The 20,487-nt window shown below is 39.5% G+C and carries 22 protein-coding genes, 1 pseudogene and 1 CRISPR repeat array; of the genes and pseudogenes, 18 read left to right on the plus strand and 5 right to left on the minus strand.

Features of this window, described 5'->3' with window-relative positions; genetic code table 11:
- The first annotated feature begins 27 nt into the window (after positions 1-27).
- Positions 28-331: a CRISPR direct-repeat array (repeat unit 36 nt; unit sequence GTTTGAGAGTAGTGTAATTCTGTAAACCTCTAAAAC).
- Between the two features lie 244 nt (positions 332-575).
- Both RWZ05_RS07890 and RWZ05_RS07895 read left to right on the plus strand, forming a co-directional pair.
- Positions 576-764, plus strand: a complete 189-nt coding sequence (locus RWZ05_RS07890) for a hypothetical protein (protein ID WP_314643486.1) — start codon at positions 576-578, stop codon at positions 762-764.
- Between the two features lie 20 nt (positions 765-784).
- On the plus strand, positions 785-1,321 hold the full coding sequence (locus RWZ05_RS07895; RefSeq protein ID WP_314643488.1) for a flavin reductase: 537 nt from the start codon (positions 785-787) through the stop codon (positions 1,319-1,321).
- Positions 1,322-1,479: 158 nt separating this feature from the next.
- Here the strand turns inward: RWZ05_RS07895 and RWZ05_RS07900 are convergent, their stop codons facing one another.
- Both RWZ05_RS07900 and RWZ05_RS07905 read right to left on the minus strand, forming a co-directional pair.
- Positions 1,480-1,998: a hypothetical protein gene (locus tag RWZ05_RS07900; protein WP_314643489.1), complete on the minus strand. Its 519-nt coding sequence runs from the start codon at positions 1,996-1,998 to the stop codon at positions 1,480-1,482.
- A gap of 253 nt (positions 1,999-2,251) precedes the next feature.
- Complete coding sequence (locus tag RWZ05_RS07905) at positions 2,252-2,857, minus strand: DUF1269 domain-containing protein (protein WP_314643491.1); 606 nt, start codon at positions 2,855-2,857, stop codon at positions 2,252-2,254.
- Positions 2,858-3,067: 210 nt separating this feature from the next.
- Between RWZ05_RS07905 and RWZ05_RS07910 the strand changes: the two are divergent.
- Positions 3,068-3,389: pseudogene (locus RWZ05_RS07910) on the plus strand (hypothetical protein).
- On the opposite strand, the gene RWZ05_RS07915 reads toward RWZ05_RS07910, so the two are convergent.
- On the minus strand, positions 3,376-4,734 hold the full coding sequence (locus RWZ05_RS07915; RefSeq protein WP_314643492.1) for a hypothetical protein: 1,359 nt from the start codon (positions 4,732-4,734) through the stop codon (positions 3,376-3,378). The pseudogene RWZ05_RS07910 and the gene RWZ05_RS07915 sit on opposite strands and share 14 nt — an antisense overlap.
- Before the next feature lie 373 nt (positions 4,735-5,107).
- Here RWZ05_RS07915 and RWZ05_RS07920 point away from each other — a divergent pair, with 373 nt between their 5' ends.
- The 7 genes from RWZ05_RS07920 to RWZ05_RS07950 all read left to right on the plus strand — a co-directional run bounded on the left by RWZ05_RS07920 (position 5,108) and on the right by RWZ05_RS07950 (position 9,564).
- Positions 5,108-5,551 carry a hypothetical protein gene (locus RWZ05_RS07920; RefSeq protein ID WP_314643494.1) on the plus strand — a complete coding sequence of 148 codons (444 nt, stop codon included), beginning with the start codon at positions 5,108-5,110 and terminating at the stop codon, positions 5,549-5,551.
- A complete protein-coding gene (locus RWZ05_RS07925; protein ID WP_314643495.1) occupies positions 5,551-6,150 on the plus strand; it encodes a DNA-3-methyladenine glycosylase I in 600 nt (199 codons plus the stop codon). The genes RWZ05_RS07920 and RWZ05_RS07925 overlap by 1 nt, the downstream gene beginning before the upstream one ends.
- 261 nt (positions 6,151-6,411) lie before the next feature.
- On the plus strand, positions 6,412-7,128 hold the full coding sequence (locus tag RWZ05_RS07930) for a DUF554 domain-containing protein (RefSeq protein ID WP_314643498.1): 717 nt from the start codon (positions 6,412-6,414) through the stop codon (positions 7,126-7,128).
- Between the two features lie 330 nt (positions 7,129-7,458).
- Positions 7,459-7,743: a type II toxin-antitoxin system RelE/ParE family toxin gene (locus RWZ05_RS07935; protein ID WP_314643502.1), complete on the plus strand. Its 285-nt coding sequence runs from the start codon at positions 7,459-7,461 to the stop codon at positions 7,741-7,743.
- Between the two features lie 16 nt (positions 7,744-7,759).
- Positions 7,760-8,080 (plus strand): HigA family addiction module antitoxin, encoded by a 321-nt coding sequence (locus tag RWZ05_RS07940; RefSeq protein WP_314643504.1) that lies wholly within the window; start codon positions 7,760-7,762, stop codon positions 8,078-8,080.
- Positions 8,081-8,164: 84 nt separating this feature from the next.
- Positions 8,165-8,518, plus strand: coding sequence for a Spx/MgsR family RNA polymerase-binding regulatory protein (locus RWZ05_RS07945; protein ID WP_009352301.1), 354 nt, complete (start codon positions 8,165-8,167; stop codon positions 8,516-8,518).
- A 272-nt stretch (positions 8,519-8,790) separates the two neighbouring features.
- Entirely contained in the window at positions 8,791-9,564 is a 774-nt protein-coding gene (locus RWZ05_RS07950; protein WP_314643506.1) for a hypothetical protein, read from the plus strand.
- A gap of 160 nt (positions 9,565-9,724) precedes the next feature.
- Here the strand turns inward: RWZ05_RS07950 and pgtP are convergent, their stop codons facing one another.
- On the minus strand, positions 9,725-11,050 hold the full coding sequence (gene pgtP, locus RWZ05_RS07955; protein WP_314643547.1) for a phosphoglycerate transporter protein PgtP: 1,326 nt from the start codon (positions 11,048-11,050) through the stop codon (positions 9,725-9,727).
- A 499-nt stretch (positions 11,051-11,549) separates the two neighbouring features.
- On the opposite strand from pgtP, the gene RWZ05_RS07960 reads away from it, so the two are divergent.
- Positions 11,550-13,487, plus strand: coding sequence for a cation-translocating P-type ATPase (locus tag RWZ05_RS07960; RefSeq protein ID WP_314643508.1), 1,938 nt, complete (start codon positions 11,550-11,552; stop codon positions 13,485-13,487).
- Positions 13,488-13,626: 139 nt separating this feature from the next.
- Here RWZ05_RS07960 and RWZ05_RS07965 read toward each other — a convergent pair whose 3' ends face one another.
- A complete protein-coding gene (locus RWZ05_RS07965; RefSeq protein WP_314643511.1) occupies positions 13,627-14,217 on the minus strand; it encodes a nitroreductase in 591 nt (196 codons plus the stop codon).
- 325 nt (positions 14,218-14,542) lie between these two features.
- Between RWZ05_RS07965 and RWZ05_RS07970 the strand changes: the two genes are divergently transcribed.
- From RWZ05_RS07970 to fucO, 7 genes are all read left to right on the plus strand, one after another.
- Positions 14,543-15,061 (plus strand): MarR family transcriptional regulator, encoded by a 519-nt coding sequence (locus RWZ05_RS07970; RefSeq protein WP_314643514.1) that lies wholly within the window; start codon positions 14,543-14,545, stop codon positions 15,059-15,061.
- 151 nt (positions 15,062-15,212) lie between these two features.
- Positions 15,213-15,611, plus strand: a complete 399-nt coding sequence (locus tag RWZ05_RS07975; protein ID WP_314643517.1) for a hypothetical protein — start codon at positions 15,213-15,215, stop codon at positions 15,609-15,611.
- Positions 15,612-15,701: 90 nt separating this feature from the next.
- Entirely contained in the window at positions 15,702-16,472 is a 771-nt protein-coding gene (locus tag RWZ05_RS07980) for a carboxymuconolactone decarboxylase family protein (RefSeq protein WP_314643519.1), read from the plus strand.
- 9 nt (positions 16,473-16,481) lie between these two features.
- Complete coding sequence (locus RWZ05_RS07985) at positions 16,482-17,114, plus strand: site-2 protease family protein (protein ID WP_314643522.1); 633 nt, start codon at positions 16,482-16,484, stop codon at positions 17,112-17,114.
- 248 nt (positions 17,115-17,362) lie between these two features.
- Positions 17,363-17,596, plus strand: coding sequence for a (2Fe-2S)-binding protein (locus RWZ05_RS07990; RefSeq protein WP_009352375.1), 234 nt, complete (start codon positions 17,363-17,365; stop codon positions 17,594-17,596).
- 344 nt (positions 17,597-17,940) lie between these two features.
- Positions 17,941-19,089, plus strand: a complete 1,149-nt coding sequence (locus RWZ05_RS07995) for a glycoside hydrolase family 3 protein (RefSeq protein ID WP_314643525.1) — start codon at positions 17,941-17,943, stop codon at positions 19,087-19,089.
- A 205-nt stretch (positions 19,090-19,294) separates the two neighbouring features.
- On the plus strand, positions 19,295-20,446 hold the full coding sequence (gene fucO / locus RWZ05_RS08000; RefSeq protein ID WP_314643528.1) for a lactaldehyde reductase: 1,152 nt from the start codon (positions 19,295-19,297) through the stop codon (positions 20,444-20,446).
- Positions 20,447-20,487 lie beyond the last annotated feature (41 nt).

The following is a 20,487-nucleotide window of genomic DNA, read 5'->3' on the forward strand; positions in this document are numbered from 1 at the left end:
CCGGAGGAGCAACGCTTGTTAGGAAACAATAGTTTGAGAGTAGTGTAATTCTGTAAACCTCTAAAACATATTGAAGAACGTAAGACTGATGATAATGGTTTGAGAGTAGTGTAATTCTGTAAACCTCTAAAACGGCGGTTGAGTATATCGAGTTCCTAAAATCGTTTGAGAGTAGTGTAATTCTGTAAACCTCTAAAACATTAGCTTTATATTTCGGACAATTAATCCAGTTTGAGAGTAGTGTAATTCTGTAAACCTCTAAAACGGGGAGAGTATGACACAGATACATTGCGATGTTTGAGAGTAGTGTAATTCTGTAAACCTCTAAAATCAAATCAAGGTAATGCCCACTTACACAGGTGTTTGAACGTAGTGTAGTTTAAAATCAGTTCGCAAAGCATTCTCATTATAGTAGATAAAATTAAAAGCCGATCTTTGATTGTAGATAAGATCGACTTCTTTTATCTATGTCGTTAAATACAGTTTGAGTTTTATGTTGTAAATGTTTATAACGCCAAGCAATCACGCTTGAGGTGCTCACGTCTCAGCCGTAGTTTAAGAAGGGATCTCAGTTTGTGTCGGATATTCCTAATGTAGACGAGCATGGCGCATCCTATATTGACGTGAATATGGTGAAGGTAATCGGTTTTGAGCCGCCTATGTATATGATTAAGGCGATGGTATATAAAGAGTTTTACGATATCGCTGATGCGGTGTATTATGAAATATATAAGCAACATTTTGATGAGGTTCTTGTTAAGTAAATTCCATTTTGGAGGTTCTTATGAAACCATTTGAAACGAAGGATTACAAAGCTTTTACCATGTTCGAGGATCGTTGGGCTCTTATTACAGCTGGTACGCTTGATGATTTCAATACCTGTACAGTTAGCTGGGGCAGTATGGGCAACGTGTGGGGACCTAATGGTGGTGATATGTCCACGGTGACGGTGTACATCCATCCAGCTCACTATACACAAGAATTCATGGCGAAATACGATACCTTTACAGTTAGTTTCTTCCCTGAAAGCTATCGCAAGGCACTTGGTTATTTAGGTTCTCATTCTGGTCGCGACGAAGATAAGGTAGCTAACTCTGGGCTAACACCAGTGGCAGCAGGAAAGGGCGTGACTTTCAAAGAAGCAGATTTAACATTTGTATGTAAAAAGCTTTATGAACACCAATTTGATGAAGCTCATTTGGCAGATAGCGTAAAGGAATATTATGCAGCGAATCCGTCTATGTATACCCAAGCCGGTAAAGATCGCTGGGAACCGCATTATATGTACATCGGCGAAGTAGTTGAGGCTATAGAGGGATAGCCTTATATAAGGCTTAATTAATATGTTATCTATATGTGTGGATATACTTGTGTCTAAAAAGAAATAGTGAGATATAAAAACAGCCAGTATTGCGATTTGTAGCACTGGCTGTTTCGTTTATACATCTTTATACATCTTATTAGATTTTAAAAGGCATTTTAATGGGTATGGCTCTCCGCCGTATCTGGAAATAGAACATGCTCTTTCAGTTTAAAGCTAGAGTTATTGGTAGAGTCAAAAAACTCAATCATATTTCGTAATTTTTGAACTTCCTCAGCATTTAAAAAACTTGGATAAAAGATGACATACGTAAAGCTATAGGTCCCATCATAGGAGTTAAAGGTTAAGATGTGATCGTCTTTATGAGGTTTATAGATGTGTGTGGATAGTCCAGGCATATTATTATTCCATATAACGGCATAATTAATATAATCTGATGTTGGGTAGTAATAGTAAATATCCCAGACCGTATCTAATTCAGTTTTAAAATTGTAATGCCCGTTTACAACAAGTTTACGGGCATATGAGCTTTTAGGAACCTTGTTCAGAACGGGGTTGTTATCATAATAGACAAACCCTGCGTGATATAAGGGATGACGCATGTTATAGCCCTTAAATTTAAAATTGATGGTGTCGGTGGTGAGCGTTGTTTTTTTACCGTTTTCAAAGTGTGGCATCTCTATAAGCTTTGATTCAGGAGACCAGTGTACCTATGATAAATCATCAGTGCCTATTATTAGAGAATATAGAAAAGTCATGTAAATTAGCTACAAATTTACATGACTAACATAAAAAGCGACCAAACAGAAGTTTAAGTGCCAGAAAACTCCGTTTGGTCGCTTTTTTATTAATTTAAACCATTTATTTAAATAGCTTAATAGTAAAGATTTTCAAAAATCGAAATCTTTTTACCTCAGTCTCTTCAGTCTGTTAATTTTTTTTCGAAAATTTCTCTTTAATATTAGCTTTCAATTTATCAAATTTTTCACGACGAGCTTCTTTTTTATCCGCAATTAAGCGAGCTTTAGCTTGATGCTCTAAATCTTTTTGAATTTTGAGAGCTGACTCTATTTCTGCCGCAACAGTAGTGACATCCCACCTAGCAATCTGAACCTGATACTTTTCAAAAATAGAATTTAAAACAGATTCATCATTTTCTTGTACAAGTGCAATAATAGCTACTTCGCCATTTGTCAACTTATTACTAACGGTTGTAATTAATGCCGAATTGGCCAATTCTTTGTCTGAACCAACGGAGGCGCCAATTGCTCCACCAACAGCAAAACCAAGGAGAACACCTAGTGGTCCACCTAAAATTCCGATTAAACTACCAATTAATCCGCCTTCGAAATAATCATCTCCTAGGGAACCCATCAAATCAAAGCTATCTTTGACGTTAATAACACCATTTTCAGCTTTTACAATTGAAGCCTGAGCTATTTTTGTATTTTCAGTTTGACCAAACTGTTTTAATTCTGAAAAGGCCTGAAAGGCTTCACTTTCAATATGAAAAATTGAGACAACAACATTTTCCATGGGATTACACTCCTTTATTACTTTATAGAGATAGAAGAAAATCTCCTATATTGTATAATAGTACAAAATACTGCTATACAAGGCGAAGTATAGCATATAATAATCTTTTATGCAATATACAATATATTACAAGCGGTGTATTATGAAGTATATAAATAAGCAATATTTTGATGAGGTTCTTGTTAAGTAAATTCCATTTTGGAGGTTCTTATGAAACCATTTGAAACGAAGGATTATAAGGCTTTTACTATGTTCGAGGATCGTTGGGCTCTTGTTACGGCTGGTACGCTTGATGATTTCAATACTTGTACAGTCAGTTGGGGCAGCAGGTAACGGCGTGACTTTCAAAGAAGCAGATTTAACATTTGTATGTAAAAAACTGTATGAACACCAATTTGATGAAGCCCATTTGGCAGATAGCGTAAAGGAATATTATGCAGCAAATCCGTCTATGTATACCCAAGCCGGTAAAAATCGCTGGGAACCGCATTATATGTATATCGGCGAAGTAGTTGAGGCTATAGAGGGCTAGCCTTATCTTTTGCCTCTGTATTTGGAAATAGAACATGTTCTTTCAGTTTAAAGCTAGGGTTATTGGTAGAGTCAAAAAACTCAATCATATTCCGTAATTTTTGAACTTCCTCAGCATTTAAAAAACTTGGATAAAAGATGACATACGTAAAGCTATAGGTCCCATCATAGGAGTTAAAGGTTAAGATGTGATCGTCTTTATGAGGTTTATAGATGTGTGTGGATAGTCCAGGCATATTATTATTCCATATAACGGCATAATTAATATAATCTGATGTTGGGTAGTAATAGTAAATATCCCAGACCGTATCTAATTCAGTTTTAAAATTGTAATGCCCGTTTACAACAAGTTTAGGGGCATATGAGTTTTTAGGGATATTGTCAGTAGAAACAAAGAGTGTTATATCTCCTTTTTTGTAGAGTCTACTGTCTTGGTGGTCGGAGTCCTTACGTTCACCTTCGTATATGGCGTCTTTTGGTACGCGGTACTGTACACCATTTAAGATTTCAATGCGTGAATATTGATTTAATTCATTTAAGTTTTGTACAGAGGGAAGCACATAATTGGCCAATAATGTATCTGTAGGAACCTTGTTCAGAACGGGTTTGTTATCATAATTGACAAACCCTGCGTGATATAAGGGCTGACGCAAGTTATAGCCCTTAAATTTAAAATTGATCGTGTCGGTGGTGAGCGTTGTTTTTTTACCGTTTTTGAGGCGTGGCATCTTCATACTGTCCCAAGTGCTATAGGTAATAGTAGGATATGAAAATACAGTACCCTTTATATCAGAAATATGTTTTGCTGGATTGCTTTTGGCCTTATCTTGTAAGAATTTACGGACGTTATTATCTGTTAGTTTCTCATAGGGGATTTTAGTGTTACGCCAATTCTGATCTTTGTAATCAGCATAGTCAATTTCTAAATTGAGACTTCCATTATCGGTTAACACTCGATAGTCCTCAATGGTTCGATTCGGATTTTGATAACGTCCTATATTATAATCACTTTTTATGCCAGCTACAGGGAATGAAAGGCGAATCTGGTTGTATTTGTCATGAACGGAAATGACCGTATTATGGTAATGTTGACCACGATATATAGAGGCCGCTTTAGCATACTCAAATTCGCTTTTACTAATACCTTTAGCCTTGTCCGTTGACTTTAGTGTTTCCACATAGTTTGCAACATCCTTTTCGATATCAGGGTTCGTGGTTTGGTAATTTATGTAGGCATCCTTTGGAATCTTCGAATCTGCACCAGGAATATTAATATCGATGGCTCCTACTGGTGATAATATAGTGCTCATTATGAAAGCACCCGCTAATAGGGGTAGTTTTGTCATGGTAGTATCTCCCGTTTATACTCTCATAGCTATTGATATTGTAGTAATCCATAGGTATTGTAGTAATCCATAGGTTACGTTATTAAGTATAATTATATAACCAAATGACTATATTTTTCTAAGGGATTTATCAAAATTAGTCATGAATTTGATGAAAAATAAGTATATATGAGGTCATAGTGAGGAATGCCTTATATAGTGGGTTCTTTTGTTGATAACTACTATAAATTGTATATTTTGACAAAATTTTGTGAATTTTACCCCACAAAAAGGCCAAAATCTGATATAATAATAGTATAGAAATCGATGTATATATCAAACGACTACGCAAATGCGTAGTTTTTCTTATTTTTTGTTTGGCGTAGGTAGTCCCATGAGTGTAGTAAAGCCCTTATTATGGCTATTAGAACCGTATATCGTATACAAAGCCTATTTGTGGGGTGCTCGTTTTGTGGCACAGCCTCTCACGTGGGAAGGCGAAGTTGACTGGTTTGCTTTGATGTTAACCATCTTGCTCATCCTTGATGCGGTGGCTTTGCCGCTAGTGATTTTCTATTGCCCTGGCTTAAATCCTAGAGTGCGCGTGCCAGATTGGATTCATCGTTTGGGCACGCCCATTTACATCCTTCATAACTGGCTCGATGGCAAGGTGGGTGGCGGTACGTCCACACCGATTGTATGGCTCCGCAAAACCTTACATTCTCTATTGTTATTTATCTATTATCTCGTGCCATTTTACGTAGGCGGACATCTTGTGATGGGCCTCGTGGTGGCTCTCATGTATGACGTCCTCGTATGGGCGCATGGTGGTGTGTAATGGCAACTTGCGATTGGCCGACGACGCCTTTGTATCAGGCGTACCACGATCATGAGTGGGGCCGACCAATTCATGATGATAGGCTTCAATTTGAACATCTTTGTCTTGAAAGCCTCCAATGTGGCCTTAGCTGGCTTACTATTTTAAATAAACGGGACATTATTCGAGGCTGCTTTGATGATTTTGATATTGAGGCAGTCTCTTCTTATGGTGAAAGCGACATCAACCGGATTATGCAAACCGAGGGTATGCTCAAGTCTCGTCCTAAAATTGAAGCGATTATACATAATGCTTCTGCTTTTAAACGTATTCAATCTGAATTTGGTTCGTTCTGCAACTATATTTGGGCTTTCACAAATAACAAAACCATTATTTATGACAACCATCCTAAAGGTCAGGTGCCCGCTAAGAACGGCCTATCTACACGCATTAGCAAAGACCTGAAGAAACGGGGGTTCAAGTTTGTGGGACCTGTGACCATTTATTCGCATCTCCAAGCTAGCGGCCTTATCAACGATCACGGTAAAGACTGTCCTTGCTTTGATGAGATCAATCAAAGTACAGATACAGTACGACTGCCTGCCGACGATGAAGGGTGATAGCGACTCATCATATGTCAGTCCGTTTTATATACAAACACATTCTCTCTCCAAAGCGAGACTCTCATAATCTTTTCTTTCAAGCGCTATAAACATGCATACAGCCTCTATCCTAAAGTGGATGGAGGCTTTTTGTGTTCTTTGGTTGTATACCATATGGATTGATTTATTTCTATATACATGAATTGATTCATTTCGATATAGTTGCTATACTAAACATGATTTAACACGGGTACTTTCACAATCAAAGAAGGAAAATATATGATTGGTTTGGGAACGGCCATTAACGTTGGCCTCATTATAGCCGGCAGCCTTTGCGGCCTTGTATTCGGTCGGTTTATGAAAGAAAATTTAAAACAGACGCTCATGATGGTGAGCGGCATCATCGTGCTACTGCTCGGTATGAGTGGTGCCATGCAGTATATGCTAGTTATCGTGAACGGCACGCTGCAAACGACGGGGCCTATGCTGATGATTATCAGTATGGTGGCAGGCGCCATTATTGGTGAGGTCATCGACCTTAATCGTTGGATTACGGTGTTTGGTGACTGGGTGAAAGCTCGCACAGGTAACGCCGGTGATCCGAAGTTTACTCATGCTTTCATTACTGCATCTCTTACCTTTACTGTAGGTGCTATGGGCGTACTAGGTTCCATTCAAGACGGTCTTACTGGTAATTACCAGACGCTATTATTGAAAGGCATCCTCGACGGTATCATCGTTATGGTTATGGTATCCTCCATGGGCAAGGGAGCGCTGTTCTCCTTTATTCCTGTAGGCATCACCCAATGGATTATCACTGCTATGGCACATATCGCAGCACCGTTGATGACCCCAAGCGCTATCGACAACTTGTCCTACGTGGGATCCATTCTAATTTTCTGCGTTGGTATCGATCTCATCTGGCCAGGTAAAGTGCGTATCGCTAACCTATTGCCTGCTATCTTTGTGGCTATGGGCTTAACATTCTTGCTGTAAATAGTACTTTCTTTAACCCTTTGATGTGTACCTTGTACATGAGATGGTAGAGGATATAGGTCTTTTATTTGTCGCAATATATTTTACAATTCATTGCAATAAAATAAGTGATGATATTCCTCGACTTAATTAAGTTGATGGATGTAGATCTTTACGTTCCGAAATAGGTGACTAATAGAATCACTCTTATAGTAGGATTTGTCTGATATTATCTAGAAATCTTTTACCGAAATCGTAAGCAGAATTATTTTAATTTCCGATATACCGGTTGTTCAGGTATATATTATTGAATTATACCTGTTTAGCAGGTATAATTGAAGGAGAGATTCTATGATTATCGGATTTAAGGATAAAGAAACAGAAAAGATTTACCGTCAAAGTTTTTCAAAACGATTTTCGCCGTTTTTACAAAGACTAGCTCTTCGCAAATTAATGTTATTAGATAATGCTGAATCATTAGATGATTTAAGATTGCCGCCGGGTAATCGTTTAGAACTTTTACAAGGGACTCGATTTGGTCAGTATAGTTTACGAATTAATAGCCAGTATAGGTTATGTTTTAAAGTAAAAGATATTAATAGTTTTTATGATGTAGAAATTATAGATTATCATTGATAGAGAGGGGATATATATGGATAAGTTTATTCCGACACCTACCATTAGTGAAATATTGAAAGAAGAGTTTATGGAGCCATTAGGGCTATCTGCATATCGATTAGCTAAAGATATACATGTGCCTGTATCACGGATTCAGGAGATCTTGAATGGTACACGAGCTATTTCGGCAGATACATCTTTACGTTTAGCTAAATATTTTGGCGTATCTGAAGGATATTTTTTACGGATGCAGATGGATGTTGACTTACGTACAGCAAAGCTTAGCACTGGCATGGATGAAGTATTAAATTCTATTACACATTGTAATGCATTAGAACCAGTGGACTGTCAATAAAATATTGATAACTTTCGATATATTTGATACACTTAATATATAAGTAAGTTGTTATAATATTGGATATTGATATAAGGAGAACCTATGCTATTCGTTGAATACCCTAAATGCACAACATGCAAAAAAGCAAAGAAATTCTTAGATGATCATAAAGTTAAGTACACTGCTCGTGATATTAAAGCTGAAAATCCTACAGCTGAAGAAATCGCTGCTTGGTATCCACAATCTGGTAAAGATTTGAAAGCATTCTTTAATACGTCTGGTATGATTTATCGTGAACAACAATTAAAGGATAAATTGCCAAATCTTAGCGAAGAAGAAAAAGTAGCTTTATTAGCATCTAATGGCATGTTAGTAAAACGTCCTATTTTGGTTCTAAAAGACAAAGTTCTGGTTGGCTTTAAAGAAGCAGAATGGATTGAAGCGTTGAAGCTCTAATTTCATACCCTTGGGTCAAAGCCCCTATCTCTAAAAGCTTCCATAGCGAGCTAAGTCATTTTTAGAGATAGGGGCTTATCTTTTTATATGAAATTAGTATTCAATAAATTTAATTTGTATATATTGCTTATATTATGTATAATATTTACATTATAGATATACCCCTATGGGTACTATAGAGGGTGGCAGAAAAGTATTTTAAATTACTTTATTATGTATTGTTTTTATTTCCGGACCGAGTTTGGCCGGTTCTAGTACCTAGAGAGGTCTTTATGAAGCTTTTACAATCATTAGCAGCGCAGGTGTTGTTGCGTACGCAAGGTGCCATCTTAGCGCTAGGTATTTTGTTTATATTATTAGATTTTATTACAGAGCCTTTGTATCCAGTCATTGATTTGGCTTGGGTCACTGTTATCATTTGTGGGTTGCCATTGTTGATTAATAGTGTGCAGAGCATTTTGGATAATTTAGAGATTCACGCTAATTTTCTCATTGTTGTCGCTATGGTAGCGCTCATCGCCATTGGTGATTATCATACAGCGGCTTATGTGGGTATCATGGTGCACGCTGGATTCTTCTTGGAACAGCTCATTACAGGTGAAACACATTACACCTTGGATGATGATATGTTACCGGTTATGCCAACCCAGCTTGTAGCATTGCGTCAAGGCATTAACAACTATTCATCCGTTATCGTTGTAGTCGTATTGTTGCTGTCCATGGGATCCTTTGCATTAACTGGTGATTTCATGCATACGGCGACCTTGTTATTAGTGCTTTGTCCTTGTTCTTTGGAACTTATTCTCGTGGCGCTCATGATGGGATCCCTTGTGGATAACAATTCGCCGACAGCAGAGCTTTCAAAAGAGGCAAAACAGTGCCATTTGGGCCTGCTCATCGTGTCCGTTTTATTCCACGTAGGCATCATCGGTGCTGGTGTGTTCGGCTCTCTTAACCCTGTAACGGCCGTTGCCTTACATGGCTTGGTGCGACTTGGTCTCGTGTATAATTTGAAAGTATTAAACGGCTCTTTGTGCGTTGCGTAAGTTACAATAAGTCGTACATTAATGTGAGTCCTATAAATTAAAGTAAGTTACATAAATTGAAGTGTATTACACAAATTGAAGTGTATTACATACATAAAAATCCCCTAGTAACCATGTGTTACTAGGGGATTTTTACGTTTATACAATAGTTTGTTGTTGATTAGTTTTTAGCTTGGGATTTATCACCAAGTGTGAGAAGTAGGAATACGATAGCGAGGATACATGCACCAACAAGGGCCACGAAACCGCCATCCCAACCGTAGAGGTCAACCATGAGACCCATGAACGCACCAGCACCAGCGGAACCGATGAGGTAACCAAGAAGGCCTGTAAGACCAGTAGCGCCACCTGTTGCTACGCGTGGTACCATGTCGGCTGCTTGAAGGCCGATCATCATAACTGGACCGTAGATGAGGAAGCCGATAGCGATCAGTGCTAGATTATCAATGAGGATATTGCCTGCTGGGTTGAACCAGTAAACAAGAATCGCCAAGATAACGAATAGCATGAAGCAGATTGTAGCTGGCGCACGACGGCCGCGGAATACGCGGTCACTTAAGTAACCACTTACGAGCATGCCTGGAATACCAGCCCATTCATACAAGAAGTAAGCCCAACGGGAACCTTCTTTAGTGAAGCCTTTCACCGCTGTTAAATAGGTAGGTGCCCAACTTACTACGCCATAACGGATAAAGTATACAAAGATATTTGCAATTGCAAGGTACCACAAGTATTTATTATGCAAAATATATTTGTAGAAGATTTCTTTAAAGGTAGTTTTATCTTCATCAGTTACTTCAGCTGCTGGCTCATGTTTATATTCCTCAATAGGTGGTAAACCACAGGATTGAGGTGTATCTTTCAACAAGAAGAAGGTAACAATAGCTAAGATAATGGAAATAATAGCGGGGAAGAAGAAGATACTATGCCATGTACCAAATAGGTAAATACCTAACGTTGCAAGTGGAGCGATGATACCGCCACCGAGGTTATGGGATACGTTCCACCAGGACCACCAAGCACCGCGTTCGGAACGGGAGAACCAAGTTACCATATTTTTGGCGTATGGAGGATATCCCATACCTTGGAACCAACCATTTAAGAATGCAAGCACACACATGATAGGAATACTGCTTAAAACACCAGGTAAGGTGCCGAATAATAACATAACTAAAGCACTGAGCAATAGACCTACTGTGGAGAAATATTTCGGGTTAGAGCGGTCAGACGCATTACCCATAACAAATTTACTTATGCCGTAAGCTACGGATAAGAGGGTCATGACAATACCAAGATCCGCTTTTGTGTAACCGTACTCAGCAATCATGTACGGAACAGCCAAACTAAAGTTTTGGCGGATCAAATAGAATGTAGCATAACCAATAAATGTACCTGCAAAGACTTCTTTGCGAAGGCGTTTGTAGGTGGAATCGATTTGCCCCTCTGGTAATCGTTCAATGTGAGGAGCAGGAGAGAAAATCGACATCATCACACATCCTTTCTTTAAAATTTCATTCTAATCATACCATGTATGACTTTAAGTCGACTATATTTTATTTTTAAGTATGATAAATTGTTATTTTACAGTACCATTATGGGCATTTAGCATAGGTGGGGTGTTATAAAAAAAAATCTACTATATGAGGGTCGCCAATTTTAGCATTATACATGAATACTTGCTCATGCATTTGTGTAATATGCTCATGCATGAATAATATAGCACCAATAGATCCTGTATTTACCTGTGTTTTTTGCTATATATGAATAATTGTACATATTTTGTTGTTGACACAAATATACCCATATGGGTATAACATAATCATAGGGTATACCCCTATGGGTATACTAAAAAGAAAATAACGGCAAAATGGTAAACAGATACATTAATACAATGTTTGCCTTACGGTGTTATATACATGGACGCATGTATGTAATCCATAATCAATGTGTACATATCATTATATAAGCTTTCACAGGAGGTACGTATGGAACGGTGGAGCAAAGTAGCAGAATGGTTCGATTTGAATCGGGAAAAGATTACATTAGTAGCCGGTGGTATCGGCATAGTATTTAGTTTATTAGGTATTCATCTGGGATTGCCATTCGACTGGGCATGGTTCACCATCCTATTGTGTGGTTTACCGATCGTGTGGGGCGCAGCGGTTGCTATGTACGAAGAGTTCGACGTAAAGGCTGACCTCTTGGTATCCTTGGCGCTTATCGCAGCGGTAGCGATTGGTGAAGTGTTTGCGGCGGCAGAGATTGCTTTCATCATGCAACTTGGCGCGATGCTAGAAGAGTTCACTGTATCGAAAGCACAGGCGGGCATTGAGCGTCTCGTTAAATTAACGCCTACCACAGCGCGCATCGTTCGCAACGGCAAGGAAGAGGTATTACCTGCAGACATCGTAACGGTAGGTGATGTGATCCGCGTGTTGCCAGGCGAGGTTATCCCTGTGGACGGCACGATTTTAACTGGTGACACTGCTATCGATCAATCTGTTATGACCGGTGAGTCCATGCCGGTCGATAAAACGATAGGCGACGAAGTGTTCTCTGGTACGGTCAACCAATTCGGTGCTTTTGATATGACTGCTACCAAAGAGGGCGAAGACAGCTCTATTCAACGGATGATCAAGCTTGTTAAGTCTACCGACCCAGGCAATGCGAAAATCGTTAGTCTGGCGGACCGTTGGGCTACTTGGATTGTAGTGATTGCGCTCTTGGCAGCCGTTGGCACCTATGTGGTGACTGGTGAAATCATTCGTGCCGTAACCATCCTCGTTGTATTCTGCCCTTGCGCTCTTGTATTGGCAACACCTGCTGCGATTATGGCGGCTATTTCCAATGCGAGTCAACATGGCTTCCTCGTGCGCCGTGGCAATATTATGGAACGCTTGGCAAAGGTTGATACGATGACCTTTGATAAAACAGGTACGTTGACTTATGGTACGCCTGAGGTGACTACCGTTGAAACAGTAGGCTCTATGCATGCTGACCAATTATATCGCTTGGTGGACTCTGTAGAGACTAAATCTGAGCATCCATTGGGCAAGGCTATTGTGAATGGCTTTATGTCCCGCAATGGTGAAAACTTCGATACAGTAGATTCTTTCCGTATGGTACCTGGTAAAGGTTTGGAGGCTACTGTAAACACTAAGTCTGTGTTAGCTGGTAACGAAGCGATGATGGCCTTGTGTAATGTATCTATTGCTGACTCTGTGAAAGACGCTGCTCATGAGCATTTGAAGCGCGGTGCATCTATTGTATATGTAGCTGTTGATGGCGTACTAGCAGGTTATGTGGCGTTAGCTGACCGTGTTCGCCGTGAAAGCCGTGCCGTTGTTGAGTCCTTAAATGATCTTGATATAATGCCAGTTCTTTTAACTGGTGATCATGGTACAACAGCGAAGACGATTGGTGAACGATTGAATGTGCCTCGTGTTATTGCTGATTGTTTGCCAGAGGATAAAATGGATATGGTAGCTCAACTGCAACAAGAAGGCAAAATTGTAGCCATGGTAGGTGATGGTGTAAATGATGCACCGGCTCTTAAGAAAGCTGATGTAGGCATCGCTATGGGCGGTGTAGGTAGTGATATCGCTGTAGAAGCTGCAGATATCGTTCTTGTAAACGATAATGTAAAAGAAATCCCTCACCTTGTAGCATTGTCTAAACGCATGATGACTACCATTAAAATCAACCTTTCCTTCTCCTTACTTTTAAATTTTGTAGCTATCATTTTGGCTATGATTGGTACATTATCCCCCGTATGGGGCGCCCTCGTTCACAACGGCGGCAGCCTTCTCGTAGTAGCGAATTCCGCACTTCTCTTGCGCTGGGCTTACAAATCTAACCACGTCGTAGAAGATGACAATTCCATCCTTGTAAAAGCTGCACGTAAACGCGTGTTTGAAGGGTAATGATATATTTTGAAAGGTAATGATATATTTTAAATAAAATAGCACTATCAATTCCGATACAAACTCTGTATGAGTAGTGGAATTGATAGCGCTATTATATTCCAAGAATTACTTGTTTTATATTAGAATTACTTACTCATTAATCTACATATGTTACTTTGTAGCCTTTTGGTTCGATTTCGCGTCGGTTAAGGCCGTTTGGCATATCTGGATAGCTGATAGCCAGGCTAGCATAGACTTTTTCGTCTTCTTCAAGGCCTAGCTCACGCATTTTAGCTTGGATGCGTTCGTTATCTTGAAGATGGCGGAGTTGGTTAACCCAGCAGCTACCAAGGTCGAGTTCGTTGCAAGCGAGCATCATGTTTTGCATCGCACATGATACGTCAGCAAAGTTGTTAGCATAATTTGCTTTGCTAGCCAATATGATGAGTACAGGCGCTCCATAGTTAAATACAAACTTGCCTTCCGCAGACATGTTAATAATATTCACCATATATGGTAATGTATTTTCTGTAATCGGCATTTTGCCATATTCTTCCTGAACAAGTGTTACTAACTCGTTGAGCACGTCTTGGTTCGTGATAACCATGAAATGTGTTAATTGTGTATTGCCACCAGATGGGGCGCGGCGACCAGCATCGAGCACTTGATCAATAAGCTCTTTAGATAATTGATCAGCTTTAAACTTACGCGTACTACGACGAGTTTTAATACATTCTAAGGTATTCATGAGGACCTCCTATGACAAATGGAATTTGATATAAAGTTTCTTTTATTATACTACAAGGAAGTCATATCTATCTTAAAACGTAAATAAGGACATGAGGTCGCAATTCTGATATCAAAAAAATTATTAATAAATTTACAGTTTTATGGTAAGATTCTTGCCCATAAATTCTATAGAAATTGACAATTCTTAACGAATAAGAAAATAAATATTAATTAATTGACAAATTTAAAAATATCTGTACAAAGTAGGGATTTAACGTTGACTGCTTACTGGAAAATTGTGTACAATTAATTAGTAGATAATTGTGTGCATATGGAGGTAGAATATGGCAGAAATTGGTGTACTTGAAGGGTACAAACATAAAGAAGATGTTCCTGATTCAGAATATTTAAGATTGGAAAATCAATTGAGTTTTCCACTCTATGTAGTGGCAAAGGAAATTGTTAATGCATATCGTAGTCACTTAGATCCTTTAAATTTGACATATACTCAATACATCGTAATGATGGCATTGTGGCAATATGGGGATTTATCCGTTAAGGAATTGGGACAAGTATTGCGCCTTGATTCCGGTACATTAACACCGCTTTTAAAGAAATTAGAAGCCAAAGCATTCTTGAAACGCAAACGCAGTCGTCAAGATGAACGGGTAGTTATGGTAACCCTTACTGATACGGGCAAAGCATTACGTGATGTAGCGGTTCATATACCACGCCGCTTGGCTGAAGCGTCAGGTCCTATATTTGACGTAGAAGAGACACGTCAATTGCGTATGTTGCTTAATAAATTGCTAGAAGCAATTGATAACGCCAATAAGAAAACGGCACAGACTTTTAAAGGCTAATTTTGTCGAACCTCATATGCATTCATTTTGAAACCGAAGATATTCTATATTTTATTAAAAATGTGATATACTATATATAGCGTATTGTATAAATGTCATGTGAAAGTATGACTTAGTTATGATTAGCCTTCATGGCAAAAAGGAGAGCATTATGAATAAAAATTTATTAGGAGCATTTGTATTAGCAGGTACATTATTAGTGGGTGGCGTAGCAAACGCATCATACTGGAATGGTTTGCCTAATTTCCCAGAGGTTCCAAACAGTGCAAATGGTTCAGAAACATATTTCTTCGATAGATCATCTGCATTCAACGGTATTGACAGCAGCCGTAACCTTGTATTCAGTATTAATGTAGTGAACATGCATGATAACCAATACGGTGAAACTACATTGTTCAAATATCTTGTACACCCAACCTTGCATACTGTATATCGTTTCGCTCCAGATGGTCAATTATATGAAATCAAACCTGGTAGTAACGAATTCAATATGTTCATGGCTGCTTGGAAAGAAGTATACGGCACTGACTTCTCTTTCTCCACGTTATAATTTAGAGGCGCTTGCCGTAATAATTACATAACTATTGCTGGTGAAAGCTCCTTTTGGGCTTTCACCAGTGTTGCTTATGGAGGTTTTTCTATGTCTAAATCTGAATTTGCTCAAGCTTATACAGAGCGCATGTTCCCTGATATTGCAGCTCCAGCAGGTTATATAGATCCTGAGTTTGAAGTTTTGTTTGATAATTTCGCATTCGATGAAGTTATCACTGAAGAAGGTCGCAATGTGCCTGCAAAGGATCGATTCTTGGCTATTCTTGCTACCTTAGTTGGTGCCTCTGCTGTTGATGAATACGCATTGATGCTACCAGCAGCACTGAACTTTGGGTTGATTCCTGACGAAGTGGTAGAGCTCATTTATCAGGCGGTGCCATATCTTGGTATTGGTCGTGTGCGCCCATTCTTTAAGGTGACAAACAAGATTTTTGACTATCGTGGAGAAACCATTGCTGATCCATCTCGAAGCACAATCACTCGTGAGTCTCGTCTTGAAAAAGGTGTAGAAAAACAAGTGGAAATCTTTGGCGAGGCTATGCGCAATTCTTACCAAGAAGGTCCAGAAGATACGCGTCACATCAATAAATGGCTGGCGAATATGTTTGGTGATTACTATACTCGCAAAGGCCTTAGCGTAGCTCATCGCGAAATGATTACCTTCTGCTTCTTGTCCGCTCAAGGTGGCTGTGAATCTCAGCTGACGGCTCACGTAGAAGGCAACTTGAACGTAGGGAACAGCAAACAATATTTAATTAATATCGTGTCTCAATGTGTACCGTACATCGGTTATCCGCGCACTTTGAATGCCCTTCGTTGCATTCGAGACGGTTACACCGCATGGGAAGCTAAACAATAAAGGAGTTTTATGTTATTTTCTGGCATTAGTTTAACTATGATTTTAGCGTCTATTCCGGCGCTTATCCTTGCAACTGCAGGGCATGAATTTGCTCATGCCAAGGTTGCAGATATGCTCGGCGACCCTACGCCGCGCTCCATGGGCCGCTTGACATTAAATCCGGTGGCACACCTTGATTTAGTCGGCTCTATAGCCTTCCTTATCGGTGGGTTTGGATGGGCTAAGCCTGTAATGGTTGATACATCTAACTTCCGTGATCCTCGCACAGACTATACCTTAGTATCGATTGCGGGGCCGGCGTCTAATGTGTTGATGGCCTTTTTAGGCTACTTAGCACTTCGTTTACTTGAAAGCAACGGCTTGTTGCTAAATGAATCATTAGAGTTAGTACTGACACTGATTGTTGTATATAATATTAACTTTGCCATTCTCAATATGATGCCTATACCACCACTTGATGGTAGTCGCATTATTACAAGCTTTTTGCCTAGAGACTTGCAATTCACATTGGAGCGATTAAGCTTTGTAAGCTTGATTGTACTTATCTTATTGCTTAATACGCCAATTGCAGATAAGATTTTCATTCCATTACAACAAACCATTTTACAATTCTTTGAATACATCGTGAGCCTTATTTTATAAGGATTCAGCTTAAGGCTATTTATTTTACATTCCTCACTATATTAAAAAGTATCGATATAATTCGATAAGTATGATATACTAAGTATAGAAATCGTAAATTTTCGATATATTAATATTACAGTGTATTATTAGATACTATGGATAGAGTAAATTGATCCACTACATCGATAGGTACATTAATACACTAAATCGATATAGTAAATCGATACAGTATATAGACATTCAAGTGAATAGATGAGGAATAACATATGAATTTTGAAGACAATCAAGTGCCAGAGGCCATTCTGGACAAGCTTACAAAGGTGTGTACATGCCGTAGTATTACGCGCAAAACGATTAAAGAAGCCATTTTAGATGGTGCTCATACATTTCCAGAAGTAAAAGAAGCAACTCGTGCTGGCACGGGCGCTTGCGGTGGTAAAGGCTGTGGTCCTCGCATCGTAAAGCTTTTAGCTGAAATGAAAGAGCAAGGCAAAATTTAGCTTAACTATTTAGCTTAACTATTTAACTTAAGCATTTAACTTAAGTTTTTAATTTAAGCCTTTAACTTAAGCTTTAAACTTAAACTCTTAACTTATATAAAGACTGTTACCTGAACCTAGTACGGAAGATATTCTTAGGGTTGGGTAATAGTCTTTTTTGCGCTTACGATTCATTCGTGTATTGGCATTCGCCTATGGTTCACTAGATGCAGTGGCATTCACTCATGGTTCACTAGATGCAGTGGCATTTGCTCGCGATTTACTAGATGTATTGGCGTTGTTGGGGCTGTCTTCGTTTTTTGATATACTATACATAATACTTTTTAGAGATTTTGGAGGTATATATGTTTCGACGTTTTGTAGCAGCTACGATGATTGGCGCCTTAGCAATCACCACGGGTTGCGGTTTACATAATCCATTTACTTCAAAGGCTGAGCCTGTAACCTATGAATCTGTAGCGCAGAGCGAGCTTTCACCAGAAGAAAAGGTAGATAAATTAGTGGCTAATATGTCCGATGCGGACAAGGTTGGGCAATTGATGATGATTGGCATTCACGGCAAGACCTTGAACGATGATGCTAAATTTATGCTCAACGAGTACCGTGTGGGCGGTATTATCTTGTTCGACCGTAATATGGACTCCAAGGATCAAGTTAAGACGCTCATTACAGATATTAACAAGGCCGGTAAAAGTGCGGGCTTAACGCCATTGTTCATTGGTATCGACCAAGAGGGTGGTGCCGTAGCGCGTATGGAGGATCAGTTGATTAAGGTGCCTCCTGCAGAAGAGGTTGGTAAGGGATCTGTTGAACAAGCTTCATCATTGGCAAAACAGGCTGGTACCGAGCTAAAAGATTTAGGTTTTAACATTAACTTTGCCCCTGTAGCGGACTTAGGATTAACCTATGGCCGCTCTTTTAGTACAAACCCTGATGAAGTAGTTCGCTATGCCGGTGCTGTGGGTAAGGCCTATAATGAAGCGGGCCTGTGGTATTCCTATAAACATTTCCCAGGTATTGGTAAAACAGATGTCGATTTACATGCTGATACAAGTATTGTGCCAGTGTCTAAAGAGACTTTATTGAACGAAGATACAAAGGTATTTGTAGACCTCATTAAACAGTCCAAACCGAATACATATACCATCATGGTGTCTCACGCGATGTACCCTCAAATTGATCCAGACCATCCATCTAGCTTGTCTAAAGCTATCATTACGGACTGGTTACGTAAGGATATGGGCTATAATGGCGTTGTTGTAACGGACGATATGGATATGGGCGCCCTCGCGAAGCATTACACCTTCGGCGATATGGCTGTGCAATCCATCCTCGCCGGAAGCGATATCTTGCTCGTATGCCACGAATACGAACACATGCAAGAGGCTTATAATGGACTTATGAAAGCCGTAAAAGACGGTCGTATCTCTAAAGAGCGACTCGACGAATCTGTGAAACGAATCTTGCTTATGAAGATGAGTAAAGGTCTGTAAGGTAGAGATAGATGTATCGTTTACACTGAGGTAAGTTTACCCCCTGAGGGGGGATAAATTTATACTCTATATTCTGTATAAAAATATATAGTGTATACATAATGCGCTATCAAGGATTTTAATAAACCGATAGAGAATTAATAAGTAAAGTAATTCTCTATCGGTTTGTTTTTTTGTATAGTTTGTTTTGTTAGGAGTGAATTATATGGCTCGCAGAATTATGTTGAACGGTACGTCTTATTTTGGACAAGGGGCGATTCAGGAGATTGTGAACGAAATTAAGAATCGCCATTTCAAAAAAGCCCTCGTTACATCTACGCCTGATTTATTTGAATTTAAAGTGGCTACTAAGGTAACAGATTTACTTGATGCGGCAGGCATCGATTATGAAATCTATGACGGCATCAAACCAAATCCGACTATCGAAAACGTAACAGCTGGCGTTGATGCTTGTAAGGCCGCTGGTGCCGATGTTATCGTTGCTGTTGGCGGCGGTAGCCCGATCGATACAAGTAAGGCGATTGCTACTATTATTACGAACCCTGAGTTTAGTGATGTGCGTAGCCTTGAAGGGTTAGCGTCTACTAAGAACCCTTGCTTGCCAATCATCGCTGTTACTACTACATCTGGTACGGCTGCAGAGGTTACTATTAACTACGTTATTACAGACGTTGAAAAGAACCGCAAATTCGTTTGCGTTGATCCTCATGACATCCCAATCGTAGCTATCGTAGATCCTGATATGTCCGCATCTATGCCGACAGGCCTTTGTGCGGCAACAGGCATGGATGCCCTCGTGCATGCTGTAGAAGGTTATATCACAAAAGGTGCATGGGAACTTACTGATATGCTTCATTTGAAAGCTATTGAAATCATCGGTCGTTCTTTACGCAGTGCTGTAGCAGGCGATTACGCTGGTCGCGAAGCTATGTCCTTAGGCCAATATATTGCAGGCATGGGCTTCTCTAACGTTGGTCTCGGTATCGTTCACTCTATGGCGCATCCGTTGAGTGCTGTGTACGATATCCCTCATGGCAAGGCTTGTGCCATGCTTTTAACAGCGGTATTGAAATTCAATGCTCCTGCAACAGGGGAAAAATATCGTGAAATCGCTCGCGTTATGGGCATTCCTAATGTGGACGCTATGGATGAAGCAACCTATCGTCAAGCGGCTATCGACGTAATTCAAAAATTAGCTGATGACGTAGGTATTCCTAAATCTCTTAGCGAAGCAGGCGTAAAACGGGAAGACATTCCATTCCTCGCTGAATCTGCTTTCAACGATGCATGTACACCTGGTAACCCACGTGATGCATCCTTAGAAGAAATCATTGGCATCTATGAATCTATATATTAACAACCAAATAAGATTCATTTATGCAGATGATTCATATGCCT

It is taken from the genome of uncultured Veillonella sp. (assembly GCF_963543145.1).
GTDB lineage: Bacteria > Bacillota > Negativicutes > Veillonellales > Veillonellaceae > Veillonella.